This is a genomic window from Halalkalibacter alkaliphilus (assembly GCF_023555415.1).
Lineage (GTDB): Bacteria > Bacillota > Bacilli > Bacillales > Bacillaceae_D > Halalkalibacter > Halalkalibacter alkaliphilus.
The window spans coordinates 1-18,344 of the sequence record NZ_JAKRYL010000047.1; the positions used below are offsets into that span (position 1 = coordinate 1).

Consider the following 18,344-nt stretch of genomic DNA (forward strand, 5'->3'; position numbering starts at 1 on the left):
TCTTGAAAATCCCTGAGATATCATGTATCTCTATTTCGCTTGGCTTTTGTTCAGTTTTCAAAGAACTCTTATGCGCCGTTTCATCAGCGACATTTATTATAATAATATAACGTCGCGTTCTGCGCAACAACTTTTTTGAAAGTTATTTTCGCAACCTCCACCGAATCAATCATTCTTTCGTGGCGACAAGAAATAATATATCACAAATTACAATTCTGCGCAATAGTTAATTTGAAATTAATTTTTGCGACTAGATTTAATAATCTATCATACTTCGAAACGAATAGCAACAACATTTGCGCTACTACACTTTACTACAGTACTTTTATTTAAACTTTACCCAACACAAGAAAAGAAGATTACTCTTTACATAAGTAAGCTTCTCCCATCACCTTTTCCATATTCACGCAAATAATGGTGTAATGAATGACGAAGGTTCTTCAAAAAGGAATACTTGTTACTACATCATCGTTGCTGAGAATCTTGCTATTTCTTTCATTTCTTTTGTTACACTCCCAGAGGTAATTAAAATAATAGGTAAAGGAGATGGTTGTTACTGTCATGGCTATCAAATTAAATGTAATTAGAAGAAAATAGTTTTTGTAAAAGTTTCACATTAGGCATCTATTTAGATCTTAAAGCTTAGAAGATTGTTATACCCTATGTCAGTCAAAATTTAATTAAAAAAGGGGTAAAACATGAAAGAAAATAAGATCTTAAAGTCTATCGTGTTCGTTGCTATGAATGCAAACAGATTGTCCTAGTAGCTCAAAAAAATCTATTAGTAAAAGTGTCTAGCATGTATTACTAAAAAAGAAGCATGAGACCTCCCATGCTTCCCTCTACCTAGAAATCGACAACAATTAAATCTGCTAAGCCGAGTTCATTTTTTAAATAATTGACAACTTCTTGATGCTTCGGGTGGGGTCCAAAGTTCTCAAGTGCTTGTTTGTTCTCAAATTTCACGGTCATTCCCACTTCATATCCTTGATTTCGATTAGAAAAATTTCGTCCTTGTTGGATATCGATAATACCAGGGATTTCATCCTTTAATTTCAGTGTTTTCTCTATAAGCTTATCTACCTGGGTATCTGTTACTTTTCTCGAGAATTTAATCAGTACAATATGGGTAACCATAGATTTTTTGCCCCTTTCCTTTTTTGAAAAGATAAAGTCCTGCTAGTGTCCAACTAGCAAGACTTCACCAGATGCTATCTCCTCTTTTAGGAGGGAACTGAAAAAGGTGAAAATCGACCTTTTTCAAGTTCTAATTTAAGTAGGAATGGCTCCACACGTTGCACGCTTGGTATGAGAAACCCACTCATACCAAGCTTTTTAAAAGAATGGCAACGGCTCCGCACCTTCCTTCGAGGGAACTGAAAAAGGTGAAAATCGACCTTTTTCAGTTCCCTCTTTTATGCTGCTTTATTTTCAGAATCACGGCTTTTACTTTGCTGCTTCTCAAGTATAAAGTAAAGTACGACCCCAACAACGAGAGCGTGTGTGGCCCCATAAGTAGCCAACACAATGGCAGTAACCATCGCCACTCCTCGACTCACGTCTGTTTTCACATAGCTTAATCCTAAAGTGATACATAAATAACCTGTTAAGATGAGCGTAATCGATAGTGCAATTGGTAAAAATGGCTGAAACAAAGTGACTAACGGAAGAATGAAGCACCCAGCTGTCAAAGAAATAACGAGTGAATTCGTGCCTGAATAAATCGATTCCATCGCCTTTCTTCCATATGTATACCGTTCAACCACAGAAGCCGTCCCAGCGGTAAAGATCGGACCCGCTAATCCAGCGTGTGGCGCAAATAAACCATGTACAAAGTTTCTTAAAAAAGCAACAAGGTGCAGCTTTGTCACATCATAATCGATTATTTCATCTTTTCTCACCTTATCTGCCCGCTCAACAAGGGATGTTCCTACGATTATATCGCCGTAAGCGATAATATATCCCATGATGGCGATGGGAATGGCGAGCATAAAGATCTCTAGGCTAGGAAATCCAACGACAAAAGGCGTATATGCCCACATCTCAGCAAAGTTAGGAATCGTAATTCCCCATTCCACGTTTGGTGATGGATATTCCTTTACGGCCCAGCCAATAAAAATAGCAATTAAAATCGCTGGCATAATTCCGAAATTCGCAACGACTCTAGCTACCTGACTTTTTTTGTATAACGATTTATAGTAGCTAGAAAACATCATAAACAAGCAAAACAGTCCACCAATAATTAATGATATCGGTGTTTCAGCAAGACGTCCTCCAGGTTGAAATTCACCAATTAAAGCAGCTAATCCAGCCCCAATTAATATACCTGCTTTTAAGGAGGACGGTAGTTTATGGACAATGATTTTTCCAAGGCCCGTAATTCCTAGAATTAAAAATATGGCTGCCACTAAGATATGAACAGCGACTAAGGCTTGAATGGCCTCAGGTCCAGGTTCAAAGTTCCCTAGAAAGATCACGAGTAAAGGAATCAATGGTGTTATTAATCCAGGAACAAAGGGAGTTCCTAAAGCCGTTTGAACAAGCATTAGGAGGTGAAATACGATAACGACGGCAAGCGCAGCATCATAAGACATTCCTACGTGACTTTCTAGTATTGGAATAATACTTAACCCTATCGAAAATAGAACAAACCCTTGGATGACTTCAGGCATTTCCAATCTGTAATGAATGAATGGAAGTCTAAATTTAAAAGGACCGATTGGCCAGTAAGGAAGTTCTTCTCCGTTTTTTCGTTTATATAATGCCATAGGTCTACTCCTAATTCTATTAGACTTTCATTTTATTTAATTGTTCTTTATCAAATCCAGCAATCTTCTTATATTTATTTGCTATACTTTCAAGTTCCTCTTGAGAAATCACATCGTGTAAATTCTCAAACCCATTAGGTGCACGTTCTTCCACAATTTGCATGACACTTTCAGGTCCATTTTGGCGGTTACTTCGAACAATAGATGCTGTCGGTTCAAGACGAGCTTGCTCATAGGCACGAAGGGCACTTGTCACATTATTCTCTTTCGCTAATGCATTCCCTAAAGCATCAGCATCTAAAATCGCTTGTGATGCCCCGTTTGACCCGATTGGATACATTGGATGTGCTGCATCACCTAGTAAGGTAACTCTTCCAAAGCTCCATTGTGGTAATGGATCGCGGTCAACCATAGGAAATTCATAGACATCATCTGTTTCTTCAATTAATTTCGGGATGTCTAGAAAATCAAACTTCCAATTGGAAAAATCAGGAGCAAACTTTTGTTTGTCAATTTTTTTATTCCAATCACTACGAGGAGGAGCCTCATCATTGATTGTTAACTCAGCAATCCAATTAACGAGTGATCTCCCTTCTGCTATTGCCTCTGGACAGATAGGATATGCGACAAACTTTTGGTCCTGATACCCTGACATGATCATCGTCTTACCCGTAAGAAACTGAGAAGACTCGGTCAGACCTCTCCATAAGATTCGTCCGCTGAATTTCGGCTCTCCTTCATTCGGATAAAATGATTTCCTTACAACAGAATGAATACCATCTGCTGCTATAAGCATATCAGCTTGATAGGTTCCTTGTTTTTGTCCCGTTTTTCGATCGGTAAATTGTACTTCAACACGATCTTCATAACGTTCAAAAGAGCTAAGGTGATGCCCAGTCATTACAGCATCTTCCCCTAATTCCTTCTTCACAGCATTATATAAAATCATTTGCAGTTTTCCTCGGTGGATCGAGTATTGTGGCCACTCATACCCTGAAGCAAGCCCACGAGGCTCTTGCCATATTTCCTGTCCATATTTAGAAAAGTATCTCAATTCGGCTGTTTTTACTCCTGCCTTCTCTAGTTCATCCGCCAATCCAAGCTCGGTTAACACACGTACCGCATGCGGGAGAAGATTTATTCCAACTCCTAATTCTCGAATTTCTTGAACACTTTCAAACACTCGCACTGACGCACCACCGCGATAAAGTTTCAAGGCAGTAACAAGCCCCCCGATCCCTCCACCGGCGATAATGACAGATTTCTTAGTTGTAGTCACAAAATCTCCCTCACTTTACAATTTTTCATAATTATCTCATAAATTAGTATTATATGTATATACTATTACGCGATTTTTTTTAGGGAAACACAGATTCTACTACTTGTATCATTGCTTTCGCTTGTTATACAAGATCTCCTGGTAGTCCAAAAAATAAATATGAAACCATCCAAATAAATACTTGAATGGTTTCATGGTTAACGGTTCTCTTGCTTCCTTTTAATATAAAGAAGCACAAGAACCATACCCTTACATCTTGTCCTCTAAATTCACCTAAAATTAGCGAGTCCTTCATTCATCTCCTTTGTTTGCGAATACACTAGTTTCAAGGTCTATTCCTACTATGTATCCCATCACGTTCGCCCCTACTCATATGTTCTTTAAAATATAAGTCCACTATTGTATTAAGTGTCTTAATTCTGGCACTATGTTAGGAGGGATTTTCCCTGTTACACCAGCCACAAGGTTCTCAGCAGCTTTCAAAGCCATAGCATGTCTAGTTTTCTTTGTTGCGGAACCAATATGTGGTACTGTTATGACATTTTCCATAGTTAAGAGAGGGTTGTTTTTGTCTACCGGTTCCACTTCGAAAACATCTAATCCTGCCCCTCTAATACTCCCTTGTCTCAATGCGGCTATAAGAGATGCTTCATCCACTGTTTCCCCTCTTGAACAGTTAATAAAATAGGCAGATGGTTTCATTAATTGAAACTGTTCTTCTCCCATTAAATGATAGGTTTCATTCGTTAAAGGTACCATTAGCAGTACAAAATCAGATTCCTTCAGAAGATTAGTAAACTCACAGTATTTAATGTTTAACTTTTCTTCTAAATCTCTTCGCCGACTTCGATTGTAATACAAAACATTCATATCAAAGCCAAGAGCCCGTCGCGCTATTTTTTCCCCAATTCGTCCCATACCAATAATTCCAAGACTAGCATGGTGTACATCAGTTCCAAATAACGTATCGCTATTTTCAATCCATTTTCCTACCTTTACATATTGGTCAAGTTCCGGTATTCGTCTTGCTACTGAAACTATCAGACCAAATGCCAGGTCAGCTACCGTATCGTCGAGAACAAAAGGTGTATGTGTACCCAATACCCCTTTTTCTTCCATTTCTTTTAAATCAAAGGTGTCATACCCCACAGCGATATTACTTACAATTTTTAGTTTGGGCGTGTGTTGTAAAAACTCCCTTGTAATCTTCCCTTTTGGTGTTAATAAACCTTCTGCATCAGCTACCTTTTGCAGTAGTACCTCTTTTGGTATTTCTTCGTCTTTTTCCCATATCTCATAATCGCAATACCTACTAATTAGTTCTTCTGCTTCACTTGGTATTGGATTGGTTATAAAAACTTTTGGCTTCAACTTTAGCCGCTCCTTTCGATAAATCCTTTTGTCAAGTTGATATACTGATTTCCCAAAGTAACTATTTTTCATTGACGGTTGCCTATAATTAGCTTGGACTATTCAGCTTTATATTAACGTGTAGTTGGCATTTCACGTCCTGAAGCGTTATAATAATGAATTATCACCATTATAACGCTAACTATATATTACTTAATTCACTTTCATATTTAGCTGATAGTAATTTAGAAAAGTTTTATTATCCCTTAACTCCGCCTGCAGTTAACCCTGCAACAAAGTAACGTTGGAAGAAAAGGAATAGAATGATCATTGGTACAACTGTCATAATTGATCCAGAAATTAAGATATCTAAATTATCTTCATAAGGACTAATTAACGCACTTAAACCTATTGGCAAAGTGAAATTTTCTTCTGTTCTCAAGACAATTAAAGGCCACAAAAGGTCATTCCAACTTCTCATCCCTTGCAAAATTGCCATAGCTCCAAAAGCTGGAAGCATTAATGGCATCATAATTCTAAAATATAATCCATATTCAGAACAACCATCAATTCTGCCCGCATCCATTAATTCTTTCGGCAGTCCTGAAGCAAATTGTCTAAAGAAGAAAATAGCTATTGGTGAAATTGCGAATGGCGCAATAACTCCTGTGAATGTATTTATTAATCCCATGTTTATCATCATTTTGTAGAGTGGTAAAATTAGTATCTCGGTGGGAGTCATCATTACCACAAGAACTAAGACAAATAGGATATTTTTACCTTTGAAATTATAGACACCAAACCCATAACCTACCAAAGATGAAAACAACAATGAAAAAAACGTATAAAAGAAAGTGACAATGATACTGTTTTTATACCAATGGAAATATAAATCTCCTGACCGAGAAGAAAACAAAGTTCTAAAATTATCCAAACTTAAACTACTTAATTCAAGCCTTAAGTCAACTCCATATCGCATTAAGTCTGCTGTTGGTTTAAAGGCTGCAATTGTTAACGCATAAAAAGGGAAAAGCACAATAATACTTACTACACTTAAAAAGATCAGGAGGAAAACTGTGGCGATTCTGTTTTTCTTTTTCATTATTAATCCTCCTTCTTAAACAAGCCAAAAGCTTTTAATTGTATTATATTTACTATCAATACGATACCTAGTAATGTAATTCCAACTGCGGAACCAAAACCTAAATTCCCGTAAGAAAAACCTTCTTGAAATAAATAACCTACAATAGTTAATCCGATGTCATTTGGAGATCCTGTTCGCCAAAAAACATAACTCTCTGTAAACATTGAAAACCCACTATAAATAGTAATAGTTAATACGTAAATACTAATTGGCTTAAGAAACGGTAATGTAATATTTTTAAATTTTTGCAAAGCGCCCGCACCATCTATTTCTGCGGATTCATATAGATCTTTAGGTATGTTTTGTAAGGCCGCCAAAAAGTAAAGAATATTCACACCCATCCATCGCCAACAAGCTAATGCAACCATTAAAAACATTGCTGTATTCCCCTGCATTCTCCATTCCTGTGGAGAAAATCCAATAGATGTTATAATACTGTTGATAAATCCTGTATCTGCTTCAGCAAAAATAATTCGGAAAATTACCCCACCTACAACTACTGAGGTGAGTGCCGGGATAAACAAAGCTGATTTAAATAAGTTTTTAAAGAGGGTTAATTTTGAATTTAGAAATACCGCTAACATTAATGGTATGGGGATTAAAACAAGAATCGTCCAAAATGTAAACTGGGCACTATTAGTAATTGCCGTAAAAAAACGTTGATTATTTAGTCTTTGATAATTATCTATACCTACATATTCACTGCTTGCAATTTTCACATCTTGAAAACTCATAATTATTGTACTAATTATTGGATACAAGAAGAAAATCAGAAAACCAGCAATAAAAGGAAAAACAAATAAATAAGGTGCAAATTTAGGTGAGTAGAACAATTTAGTTATTTTATTTTTCTTAGTTGGTTTGTTTACTGGAGGAGTATTATTGATTTTAAGACTTTTTTCAGGATGCATAAGATGATCAATCCTTTTTTATATTTTATAGGATTCACGAATAGTATTTACTATCCGTGAATCCTATTGTAATTTTTATAGCATAAATTTTTCGATTCCTATTGGGAACTTCGAGCTTCGTCTGCTACCCTTTTAATCGTCTCTTTCACATCTGCTCCTTCTCTTATAACTTGATATATAAGTTGGTTTTGTGTTAAATCTATAACTCTAGAAGAATCTGGAGTTAAGTTAATATGATTAATGTCATCTCGGATAGTAGAAAGCATTTCAAAGATATCGTTTCCAAACAATGCTGTAAAATCATTATCAACGCTCATTTCAGGTGCATCCCAAACATCCCATCTCGGTGGTTCTGATCCTAATACTGTCCATAAAGCAATATTTCCTTCTTCAGATAATTTTACATATTCCATGAAACGCTTTGCCAAATCAACATGTTCCGATTGCTCCGTAATTGCAGTTGCAGTACCACCCATACCTGCAGACCTTGAACCACCCGGCTCCCATGCTGGCATTGGAGTCATCGCAATTTTCCCAGCCATGTCTGGCATGTAATCCCTAAAACGGCTCATATACCAAGCTGGCATTATTACAGAAGCCGTCCCGTTGTCACTGAAAAATCCAAAGTATTCTTCAGCAGTATGATTTCCTCCTGGTGCTGGTATAGCTATCTCATGCTCATGTACTAAATCAGATAGAAATTGCAATGTTTCTGTATTAATATCATTATCGAGAATAATGGTTCCATCTTCATCAATAAGGTCTGATCCTCGTTGTGAAATAATTGGGTAGAAACTCCACATACCAGGTGCTTCAAGCGTTGTCATAGGTTTACCCGTAACTTCCTTTACTTGTAAACCTGCTTCAACAAAGTCATCCCACGTTTCAATAGAATGCGGATCAATACCTACCTCATCCATAATTTCTTTATTATAATAAGTAACCGTTGCAGCAACCTGAGTAGGTAATCCGTAATAATTTCCATCTTTACTATAATTAATAAACCTCGCTTGTACTGTTTTGTCTAATACCGGTTCTACAATATCGTTCAAAGGAACTAATTTAATATCTTCTTCGCTACCCTGTACAAAGTTTGACCAACGATTAATCTCAATGTTTGCTAGATCAGGTGCACCTACACCAGATTGTAAAGCGATTAATAAGTTATTGTGCATCTCATCAAAGGGGTAATTTGTCATTTCAAGGTTTATTTGTTCATCAGGATTTTCTTCATTCCATCGTTCAAGCATATATGCAAAATGATCTTGGTGATAAGCCGCAAATGTCCATAATGATAGAGTTGTAGCTTCCCCACTAGAAGCAGCTTCTGAATCGCCACCTCCAGTTGACTGACTTGATTCACCGCCCCCGCTGCACGCAGTTGTAATTACCGCTAACCCCAAGATTAATAAAAACAACACCAACTTAAACGATTTAAATTTCATTTTTCTCCCCCTTAAAATGTTTGTTAAATTAATACCATTACCAAATCCATACTTATCCTTGTATTAGGATGCCATCAGTATCAAACTTAACAATATTTTGCTTATCTGCTGAGAGATATGCTCCTTCTAACAAAGAAATCGTTTTTAAATTATCCTCACCATTATTAGAAGCGCTTTCATTTCTTTCAATAGACTGTATTAATAAATCTAATCCATTGAAAGTAGAATCTGGCTTTAGATCAGGCCCTCCGGTTGGATTCTTCCAAGTTTTCACAGGCTCTTTAGATCCCTTTCGATATAAAGAAATAGTAGTATAGTCAGCAACAACCGTACCAGTTTCTCCCACAACAATAAGTTCAGTTCGATTGAAAGTAGAAGATAGACTTTGTGAATAGGAAACTGTTACACCGTTTTGGAAAAGAATTTGTACTGAAGAATCCGTATCACCTACACAATCGATAGCAGGAGAGGAGTAAGTCTGACATGATAAGCTTTTTGCCTCGCTGTCCAGTATCCATCTAAATCCATCAAGCCAATGCACTCCCATTACAGATAAGGAATTTCTTTCACATTGTGTTCTCCAACCTTTGTCTTGACGGAAGTAGAAATCTTGAAATTTAACTGAAGATACACTGCCAATTTCGTTTTTTTGTATTAAGTTTTTAACAAAATCGAAGGGATAATGAGTTCGAAAATTTTGATTAACACTTATTGGTACTCCATGCTTTTTTGCTTTCTCCACTATTTCCTTTGCTTCTTCTAATGTTTCACTAAAGGGCTTTTCGCAAAAAATTGGTATACCTGCTTCAATTAAAGGAAAAATAACATCTTTTCTAATTACTGAAGGAGTACATACGATCGCGATATCGACGTTACTCTCATCAATAAATTTATTTAATTCCGTAAATCTTTGTTTAATATCGTAGGTGTCGGCTCTTTCATTTAACACTTCAGGATTCATATCACAAATAGCAGTAACATCTACCCTGTCCTTGTTTTTCATTAAACCATCTAAATGCATCTTTGTAACATGCCCAGCACCAATAAATCCAACACTATAACGCTTGTTCTCTGCCATAATACACGTTCTCCACCTTTCGTCACCTAACGATTCAATTAAGTATGAAAATTCTGAAATATCATTTTAAAAATAAAAATTATTCACTACCGACTGTTTTATCTAGACAAACCAGTTTTCATAAAGTTATAGCAAACTTCCATTCCCCTTTTTAAATCACCTTCACTTTCCTCATCGGCTGATACCCAACCCTTATAGTCAATTTCTTTTATAGATTGAAATACAGGCGTAAAATCTATCGAACCTTCACCAAGAACCTTCCACTCTCCCTCTTCAATATCCTTCATATGAAAGTTATCAATTCTGTCCTTAAAACTATAAACAACTTCAGAAATGTTGGTGATACCTGATTTAATAAGATGTGCTGTATCTACAGTTAAACATACAGAATTCCCTTTTACGTGTTCAAAGAATAAATCGAAATCTTCTCTATGCATTACTGGTTGATCATAGTGATGATGAAGTGATAACCGGACACCGTATTGCTCAGTAGCTTCTCTTCCCAATTCCGATAATAAATTTGCAAAATGAATGATATCATCATTTGAAACTTGATTCCGTGGAATCCCATGGCAAAATACTATTCGTTCAGTGCCTACCTTACTTGCAAAATCGAAAACTGACCTTAATTGTTGTTGGTTTTCATCATCTAAGTTACCACCTGTAATTAATGCAGATGCAACACCTTCTATTTCACCCCATTTTTCTAAAAACTGGGTTGGCTTTTGGATATATGGTGCGAATTGAGCGTGTTTCAGCTGTAAACCTTCATACCCTAACTTTCGATAATCATAAAATAGTGTATCAAGTTCTGCTTTAGTATTTGTTGGACTCGAAAAGGCGAACTTCATATTAATATTATCCCCCCCTAGTTTGATGTAAAAATCTTACCTATTAAAATGCTAATTTATAATTCCTCCTTCATGTAAGATTTATAGATTAATCTTAATTCAACACTGTTGAATTGTCAACAAAAAATATTCAAATATGTTTATCTAAATTAAACATATTTGAATTGATTGATAAAAATAATATTTATTTAAAAGAATATCTTTGATATAATCATATAAACCATTATGAAAATCACTAAAATTTCAACAATGTAGAATATAACTATACTTTTACTGCACTTTTGAACATGCTTGTGTATAATAAAAGTATCTATTATATATAGAAAGGAACATTTAAATGGAAATAGGTAAACAATTAGGAGCTAAAATACGACTTATTCGCAAACAACAAAACAGAACGCTAGAAGAAATATCATCATACTGCGGATTCTCTAAAAGTCTTTTATCAAAAATTGAGAACGGAGTTACAACCCCCCCAATATCTACATTAATGAAAATAGCAGAATCGTTAGGTGTAGCAGTCTCAGACATACTTGAGGATAATAAAGAAATCGGTACTGTCTATACTGAAGTATCAACATATAAAGATAGTAATGGATGGATTAAAACAGAGAAAGGATATTCTTTTTACGCATTCGCCGCCGGACGTCAAGATAAGATTATGCAACCATATTATTTTATCGCTAAAAAAGGGGAAGTAAAGAGTCATTCTCTTTCTCATAAAGGGGAAGAATTTGTATTCGTCCTAGAGGGAGAAATGAGATATAAAGTAGGTAAAACAGAATATATTTTAGGTCCTGGTGATACCATCTATTTCACAAGTTTAGAAGAGCATACTTTAACTCCTATAACAGATGAAGTAAGGTATTTAGCTATATTTAGCAGTTAACCTTTTTCTCCAAGTGAACTTTATCACTTGGATTTTTTTCTTATTAAAAAGTAAATTTCTTGGATTCGTATAATGTAATAAACCTAATTCAACTACTATTTAGCTCATAGAAATCTAAATATTTAAAATTAAATTATAAAAAACCTTGTTTTATTCAACTGTGTTGAATTATAATAAAATTAAGTTTTATAATTTCATATTTAGGAGGAGTTACTTATGGCTACTATTACTAGTTTGAAAGATGAAAATCATATTTTAGAGATGGATTGGGGAAAAATTCAATGGCTCATCGGAAAAGAAATTGACCCTGATTGTGAAATGACATTTGGAATGGTTTATATCGATGCTGGTACTTCTAACCCTAAGCATCGTCATCCGAATTGTGAAGAACTCATCTTTGTTTTATCTGGTGAATGTGATCACTCCCTTGGGGATGAAGTACATCATTTAAAACCTGGAATGATGCTTAGAATTCCAAGAAATGTACTCCATGATGCTAAGGTAACAAGCTGGGAGCCTTGCCGAATGTTGATCATTTATTCATCTCCGGACCGACAAACCATAGGAGAATAAAAATATTAAGCTTGAAAGGAGTAATCCTATGAGTGGTAAAGTAGTATTAATTGGAGCTCTAGATACTAAAGGAGAAGAGTATTTATTTGTAAAAAATATTTTGGAGATATTGAAAGTGGAAACTCTTACAGTAAATACAGGGGTTATTGGTAACCCTGTATTTAGTCCAGACATTTCCTCAGATGAGGTAGCCCGTACAGGAGGCAGTGACCTTCAAACACTTATAAATGAAAATGATCGTGGAAATGCAGTAGCTATTATGAGTAAAGGTGCTAAATTAATTATGACCAAACTGGTCGAAGAAGAAGATGTGATAGCGGTTTTTGGAATGGGTGGAACAGCCGGAACTACAGTAGTAGCTAATGCAATGCAAGCCGTCCCGATCGGCATTCCGAAACTAATCGTATCAACTGTAGCCTCTGGAGATACTAGACCATATGTTGGGGTTAAGGATATTACGATGATGTATTCAGTTATTGATATAGCTGGCATAAATCAATTGTCAAGTAAAATATTAAGTAATGCTGCTAATTTTTTAGTAGGTGCTGCATCTAATTCTTCTACAAATAAAGATGTTGGATCAAATAAGATGCTTGGTATGACGATGTTCGGTGTTACTACACCATGTTGTACTCAAATAAGGGAAAAGTTAGAGGATCAAGGTTACGAAGTCCTTGTATTTCATGCAACAGGAACTGGTGGCATGGCTATGGAGGAACTTATCGATTCAGGTTATATTACGGGAGTAATTGATGTAACTACTACAGAATTAGCTGACGAATTAGTTGGAGGCGTTTTCAGTGCAGGGCCAAACCGTTTATTAGCAGCAGGGAAAGCAAAAATTCCACAAGTTGTTTCTGTTGGGGCATTAGATATGGTCAATTTTGGGAAACCAGAGACAGTCCCGAAAGAATTCTCCGATCGCCAATTTTATCAACATAACCCTACAACAACATTAATGAGAACTACAGTAGAAGAAAATGAAATAATAGGACGTCAATTAGGAGAAAAGCTAAGCAAGTCCGAGTCACCAGTTGTTGTTCTTTTTCCACTTGGGGGCGTATCATTACTTGACACTCCAGGTAAAGACTTTAATGGTCCTGAACAGAGAAATGCTTTGTTACATGGACTAAAACAAACTCTAAGAAAAGATATACCACTTCTTGAATTAGATGAGGATATTAACCATCCTCATTTTGCAGACAAAGTTGTCAAAACATTCGTGAAACTAATGGAAAAGAAATAAAGGGAGGTTTTTGTATGTCCATGCAACGAAAGGATATACTTGATAAACTTAATGAATTAATTCAGCATGGAAAGCCTATTATTGGCGGTGGAGCTGGAACTGGAATTTCCGCTAAAAGTGCAGAAGCAGGTGGCATAGATTTACTTATCATCTATAATTCTGGAAGATTTAGGATGGCAGGCAGAGGTTCTTTAGCAGGTCTCATGCCATACGGCGATGCGAATCAGATCGTTGTAGAGATGGGTAGTGAAGTATTACCAGTTGTAGATAATACACCGGTTTTGGCGGGGGTATGTGGAACTGACCCATTCCGGTTAATGGATGTTTTTTTAGAAGATCTAAAGCGTTTAGGGTTTTCTGGAGTACAAAATTTCCCCACCGTTGGTTTATGTGATGGCGTATTTAGACAGAATTTAGAAGAGACTGGTATGGGATATGAACGTGAAGTAGAAATGATACGAAAAGCGCATAAATTGGATTTATTAACTACTCCTTATGTTTTTAATGAAGAAGATGCTATAGCAATGGCAGAGGCAGGAGCAGATATTTTAGTAGCACATGTTGGATTAACTACCAAGGGAAGTATTGGGGCTAGTACCGCTTTAAGTTTAGATGAGGCAACTAAACTTGTTCAAAAGATACATGATGCCGGAAAATCCGTTAACCCTAATGTGATTGTACTATGTCATGGGGGGCCTATATCAGAGCCAGAAGATGCAGCTTACGTGTTAAAGAATACGAAAGGTGTAGCTGGATTTTTTGGGGCATCAAGTATAGAACGACTTCCTACAGAGAATGCAATTGCATCTCAAGTAGAAGCTTTCAAATCAATCACTTAACGATTGTAATTAAATTCAGGTTTTTAAATTAAACTTAATTTGTCAATAATAAATCCATTCATTCTTTATAAAATAAAAAAGACCACAATTGTTTCACGACAATTGTGGTCTTTTTATTTAGATCTTCTGATTCTATTTTTGGTACTATGATAAAAGTATTAAGTCTTTTCAACAGAAGATTCTACTTTTAATGATTCCTCTTTTCTATCTTCTATTTTATTAAATGTGTAATTAGCTAGCCACATAATTACAAAGCTTATACTACTCACCGAAAAAAATGGTAAAAATCCTGGTACTTTTATTATAAGAAGATATATAGCTATGAATTGAACTAACATTAACAAAGTTATTAAAGGATGGGTTAATCCGATAATTATAGCATATTTTAAATAATCGAGTTTATTTAACTGGTAATGAACTATTAGTGGAAATATATAAAGAAGTGTAATTATAAACAGAACTAAGAAACTAATAAAACCAAATGTCATAACATTTAATAGCCAGCCATCAATTGTTGAAAGAAATATATAATTTACATATAATACAATTGATAATACTAAAAATAATATCCCATATATATTAGATTTATAGAATTCAGAGCGAAAGGTATTCCAATAATATTTAAAAATATTTATATCTTTTTCCCCTCTAATCCATTTTCTTACCACAGCAAACATTGCAGTTGTCGCTGGGGCTATTCCAAATATTAGTAAACCTGCACAGCTAAATATGATCCACAATATATTAACGTAGGCAAACCGAACAATCCATTGACATCCCATGTATATATATCCAATTACTCCACTAAAGACCATAGTAAAAAACCCCTAGTACTATATTTTATTCCATTTACTTTTATTACAATAAACAAAACTTTAATATTAATCTAAACTCAAAATGTTATACTATTTAAAGTGATCTAAATATTGCGAATTTTATGTTGATGACCGACCGAATATATTGACTGATATAATGACCAAAAGCGTAAAAATTCTGTAGAAAGGAAAAGACATTCACCATAGATGTGAAACTGCGCCAACAGTTTCACGGAAGATGTCCACCCCAAAAAAAGATTATGGTTATTATATCAAATTATACATTGGTTGAGAAGCAATCTAGCATTTTTTGTTAGAAGTATGGAAAAATCCCCCTGTCCTCCGTTAACCATTTCTACAATTGCTTACATAATCTCACAGCAGTCATCATTAACCACTCCATCATTAATTTATTTTAATCAATAAAACTACAGTCAAATGAAAAAAAGTAAGAAAAAAAAGGAGCACCTTACCTGCTCCCCATCACTTGATATAAAACATTATTTCACCTGACCTAACCCTCTATATAAGGGCTGTTGAAAGATTGAAAGATCAATAGCCTCAGCCATAGCTTTTATCCCAAAGTCGTTTGGATGCAATGCATCTCCACTATCATATGCAGGGAGATTTTTCTCAGGGTTGCAAACTTAAAGTTCAGGTTCTGATGTGTTTTTAACACATTTATTAATAACCTGTTTTCACCATTCTTTTAAAGTCGTCCAATGTATGTTCTTGAAGAATCATAATACGAGGCAATTCAAAACGATCGCTTTCACTTGTACTTATTCCACCGCCAACTTTAAAGGCACCTTTAAATCCTAATTCTTCAAGGACTGAGATCGTATCAACGTTATAATCTCCGTAAGGATAAGCGAAAACATTCGTCGTCTTACCGGTTAACTCTTTGAGCGCTGTAGTTGCATCATTAATTTCTGAGTATTGTTCTGCTTTACTTAAACTCGTTAGAAAAGGATGTGTTACAGTATGGTTTTGGATATCAATACCCTCTTCCATAACGGTCAAGATTTCATTACTTGTCATGTTCCAGCTTCCATCTACCCAATCGGAAACGGTAAACTGAGTTGCTTTCATCCCATATTTTTGCAAAACAGGATATACATATGGGTAAAAATCATCTGAATTATCATCAAATGTCAGCAGTACAGCTTTTTTAGGCATCGCAGCTTTTTTATCAAGGATGTTAAAATATTGTTTAATCGTTAAAGTTCGATACCCATTTTCTTTCAAGTAAGCCATATGTTTCTCAAATTCTTCAAGGCTTAATTGCCATGGATTGGTCGGATCAGGGTCGGGTTTAACGACATGATATAACAAAACAGGAATTTCTACGCTTGTCGATTTTTTAGGTGCTGCCTCTACAAAGTTATTAGTAGAAACTACTAAAAGTAAGGAAGCAAGAAACAACAAATACACTTTTTTCAACACGACCATCCTTTCGAATAAAAAGTAATTTTTAATAGATTATTTATTTCCTAACAAATTCTCCTTTCAATTTATTCAGCGGATTAAATAAGAAAGGGTTTTCATTTAATCGCAACTAAAACCTTTATGTTCTATGAACACGCGTTAATTATAGCAATCCACACTTTGTTTATCCATCGGACAAAGTATGTATTTTTCATACTATTCCTACTCTTCTAACTCATCCAAAACAAGTTAGTTAGACCTAGTTATTTCAGCTGCCTTCTATATACATTTGTCGCATTTTGACTCTAATATAGTTAATTTTCCGCAGTCCCCTTATCTTATCAAGAGTTAAACGTCCTTATTCCTTGGTACCTACAACCTTAAAACCCATCCAAATTGAATTGGGATGGGTTTACAAATCTGTTCCTTCTACACCGTCCACTCTTCCAACGTATAGACCATTTTCCAAAACATATAGCTTTTACCTTTGAGTCAATATAGATGACAGTTCTTGTAAAACTAATGCTTCCGTTTTGTTTAAAAACCCGCTCAATGTTATGCATTAAACCAATAAGATTTTCAATGAAGCCTAAATAGGAACCAGGATGACAATCGCTGATTCCTACCATAACGCCCTAAGCTTTTTTCACAAATAATCCTAATAACTCTTTGGCACTATGCACTTCTTTATCTGGTTTATAGGTAGCATGAGTCGGTAAATCTTTCTTACGATGATTCATCCAGATCGCTTGCCAGCCTGCTTGTTTTGCTCCGATAATATCTTTTTCAAAGTTATCCCCGATATACACGGTTTTGGTTTGGTCAAGGTCCATTTTCTGTTCAATAAAATCAAATACTTCTCTTTTCGGTTTTGCATGACCAATCGTTCCAGAAATAAACGTCATTTCTGCCGGAATCCAACGACTAAGGTTGAGCTGTTTAATTTTCATTGCTTGATGTTTTTCTTCACCATTTGTAAGAATCCCAAGCTGTTTCCCTTCTTTGTAAAGTACATTTAGTAGTTCTTCGACTTCCGGAAACAAGGTAATGTTTTTTTGTTCGGTCACATACATTTCATGAAAAACAGTCGCTTTTTCCGTATCTATAGGGATGTTAAAATCCTTACAGGCAGCCATGATTCGTCCGGTTTGCCATTCAAATTGGGATATTTCACCTGCTTCACTTTGATCAAATAAAATCTCGCTATACTTACGACTAGCTTTATATAATTGATCGATTTCTTCGTCTGAAAATGGCTCTTGAAAAAGCTTCCTCACCGTTTTATAAAAAGATTGTGCTTGATCATATAGTGTATCATCGACGTCAAAAATTATCGTATCCATTCTCATAGCCCTCCTTATATAATGATGATATCACTTATTTATCAACTAGAGAAAACCGAGAGCCAACTAACTACTCCGTTCATCTAATCAAACACCCTAACGAGTAAGAAAGATACTGTTACTAGTTATTTTAAAAAAACTCACTGCTTATGGTACTGTTCTGAGTGGTGTATTCTCTTGGATTATTTGAAATAACAAAAATGCTAAATCAATCCACCTTTTTATAAACCCGTTCATCTCTCTGCCTTTAAATTAAGAAGTCTTGTCAATAATCAAGTAAGTAGTTATAGTAAAATAAACGGAGATTTTTCAGGTTAGATGCAGAATAGAGCTCGTTCCGGGGTATATAGGCGGAGGTTTTCCGATTATGCAAAGAAAACTATTC

General features: G+C 35.4%; 16 protein-coding genes. 4 read left to right on the forward strand and 12 right to left on the reverse strand.

The features are described 5' to 3' along the window. Nucleotides 1–846: 846 nt before the first annotated feature. From MF646_RS22705 to MF646_RS22745, 9 genes are all read right to left on the reverse strand, one after another. Nucleotides 847–1,137 (reverse strand): Dabb family protein, encoded by a 291-nt coding sequence (locus tag MF646_RS22705; RefSeq protein WP_250098771.1) that lies wholly within the window; start codon nucleotides 1,135–1,137, stop codon nucleotides 847–849. A 278-nt stretch (nucleotides 1,138–1,415) separates the two neighbouring features. Further along, the gene (locus MF646_RS22710; protein ID WP_250098772.1) at nucleotides 1,416–2,768 is read right to left on the reverse strand and encodes a solute carrier family 23 protein; all 1,353 of its coding nucleotides are present in this window, start codon (nucleotides 2,766–2,768) and stop codon (nucleotides 1,416–1,418) included. A 19-nt stretch (nucleotides 2,769–2,787) separates the two neighbouring features. Beyond that, nucleotides 2,788–4,047, reverse strand: a complete 1,260-nt coding sequence (locus tag MF646_RS22715; RefSeq protein WP_250098773.1) for a flavin-dependent oxidoreductase — start codon at nucleotides 4,045–4,047, stop codon at nucleotides 2,788–2,790. A gap of 396 nt (nucleotides 4,048–4,443) precedes the next feature. After that, the gene (locus MF646_RS22720; RefSeq protein ID WP_250098774.1) at nucleotides 4,444–5,418 is read right to left on the reverse strand and encodes a 2-hydroxyacid dehydrogenase; all 975 of its coding nucleotides are present in this window, start codon (nucleotides 5,416–5,418) and stop codon (nucleotides 4,444–4,446) included. A gap of 238 nt (nucleotides 5,419–5,656) precedes the next feature. Next, entirely contained in the window at nucleotides 5,657–6,499 is an 843-nt protein-coding gene (locus MF646_RS22725; RefSeq protein WP_250098775.1) for a carbohydrate ABC transporter permease, read from the reverse strand. Nucleotides 6,500–6,501: 2 nt separating this feature from the next. Then, the gene (locus MF646_RS22730) at nucleotides 6,502–7,452 is read right to left on the reverse strand and encodes a carbohydrate ABC transporter permease (protein ID WP_250098776.1); all 951 of its coding nucleotides are present in this window, start codon (nucleotides 7,450–7,452) and stop codon (nucleotides 6,502–6,504) included. Nucleotides 7,453–7,550: 98 nt separating this feature from the next. Beyond that, nucleotides 7,551–8,897, reverse strand: a complete 1,347-nt coding sequence (locus tag MF646_RS22735) for an ABC transporter substrate-binding protein (RefSeq protein ID WP_250098777.1) — start codon at nucleotides 8,895–8,897, stop codon at nucleotides 7,551–7,553. Between the two features lie 52 nt (nucleotides 8,898–8,949). Next, the gene (locus tag MF646_RS22740) at nucleotides 8,950–9,975 is read right to left on the reverse strand and encodes a Gfo/Idh/MocA family protein (protein ID WP_250098778.1); all 1,026 of its coding nucleotides are present in this window, start codon (nucleotides 9,973–9,975) and stop codon (nucleotides 8,950–8,952) included. Between the two features lie 98 nt (nucleotides 9,976–10,073). Continuing rightward, nucleotides 10,074–10,826, reverse strand: coding sequence for a sugar phosphate isomerase/epimerase family protein (locus MF646_RS22745; protein ID WP_250098779.1), 753 nt, complete (start codon nucleotides 10,824–10,826; stop codon nucleotides 10,074–10,076). Between the two features lie 337 nt (nucleotides 10,827–11,163). Here MF646_RS22745 and MF646_RS22750 point away from each other — a divergent pair, with 337 nt between their 5' ends. From MF646_RS22750 to MF646_RS22765, 4 genes are all read left to right on the forward strand, one after another. Further along, complete coding sequence (locus tag MF646_RS22750; protein WP_250098780.1) at nucleotides 11,164–11,715, forward strand: helix-turn-helix domain-containing protein; 552 nt, start codon at nucleotides 11,164–11,166, stop codon at nucleotides 11,713–11,715. 216 nt (nucleotides 11,716–11,931) lie between these two features. After that, nucleotides 11,932–12,288, forward strand: coding sequence for a cupin domain-containing protein (locus MF646_RS22755; protein WP_250098781.1), 357 nt, complete (start codon nucleotides 11,932–11,934; stop codon nucleotides 12,286–12,288). 28 nt (nucleotides 12,289–12,316) lie between these two features. Further along, nucleotides 12,317–13,534, forward strand: a complete 1,218-nt coding sequence (locus MF646_RS22760; RefSeq protein WP_250098782.1) for a Tm-1-like ATP-binding domain-containing protein — start codon at nucleotides 12,317–12,319, stop codon at nucleotides 13,532–13,534. Between the two features lie 14 nt (nucleotides 13,535–13,548). Continuing rightward, nucleotides 13,549–14,373 carry a phosphoenolpyruvate hydrolase family protein gene (locus MF646_RS22765; protein WP_250098783.1) on the forward strand — a complete coding sequence of 275 codons (825 nt, stop codon included), beginning with the start codon at nucleotides 13,549–13,551 and terminating at the stop codon, nucleotides 14,371–14,373. 158 nt (nucleotides 14,374–14,531) lie between these two features. Here the strand turns inward: MF646_RS22765 and MF646_RS22770 are convergent, their stop codons facing one another. From MF646_RS22770 to MF646_RS22780, 3 genes are all read right to left on the reverse strand, one after another. Then, a complete protein-coding gene (locus MF646_RS22770; RefSeq protein ID WP_250098784.1) occupies nucleotides 14,532–15,188 on the reverse strand; it encodes a YesL family protein in 657 nt (218 codons plus the stop codon). Nucleotides 15,189–15,872: 684 nt separating this feature from the next. After that, nucleotides 15,873–16,622, reverse strand: coding sequence for a polysaccharide deacetylase family protein (locus MF646_RS22775; RefSeq protein WP_250098786.1), 750 nt, complete (start codon nucleotides 16,620–16,622; stop codon nucleotides 15,873–15,875). 629 nt (nucleotides 16,623–17,251) lie between these two features. Further along, nucleotides 17,252–17,959, reverse strand: a complete 708-nt coding sequence (locus MF646_RS22780) for an HAD family hydrolase (RefSeq protein ID WP_250098785.1) — start codon at nucleotides 17,957–17,959, stop codon at nucleotides 17,252–17,254. Nucleotides 17,960–18,344: the final 385 nt, after the last annotated feature.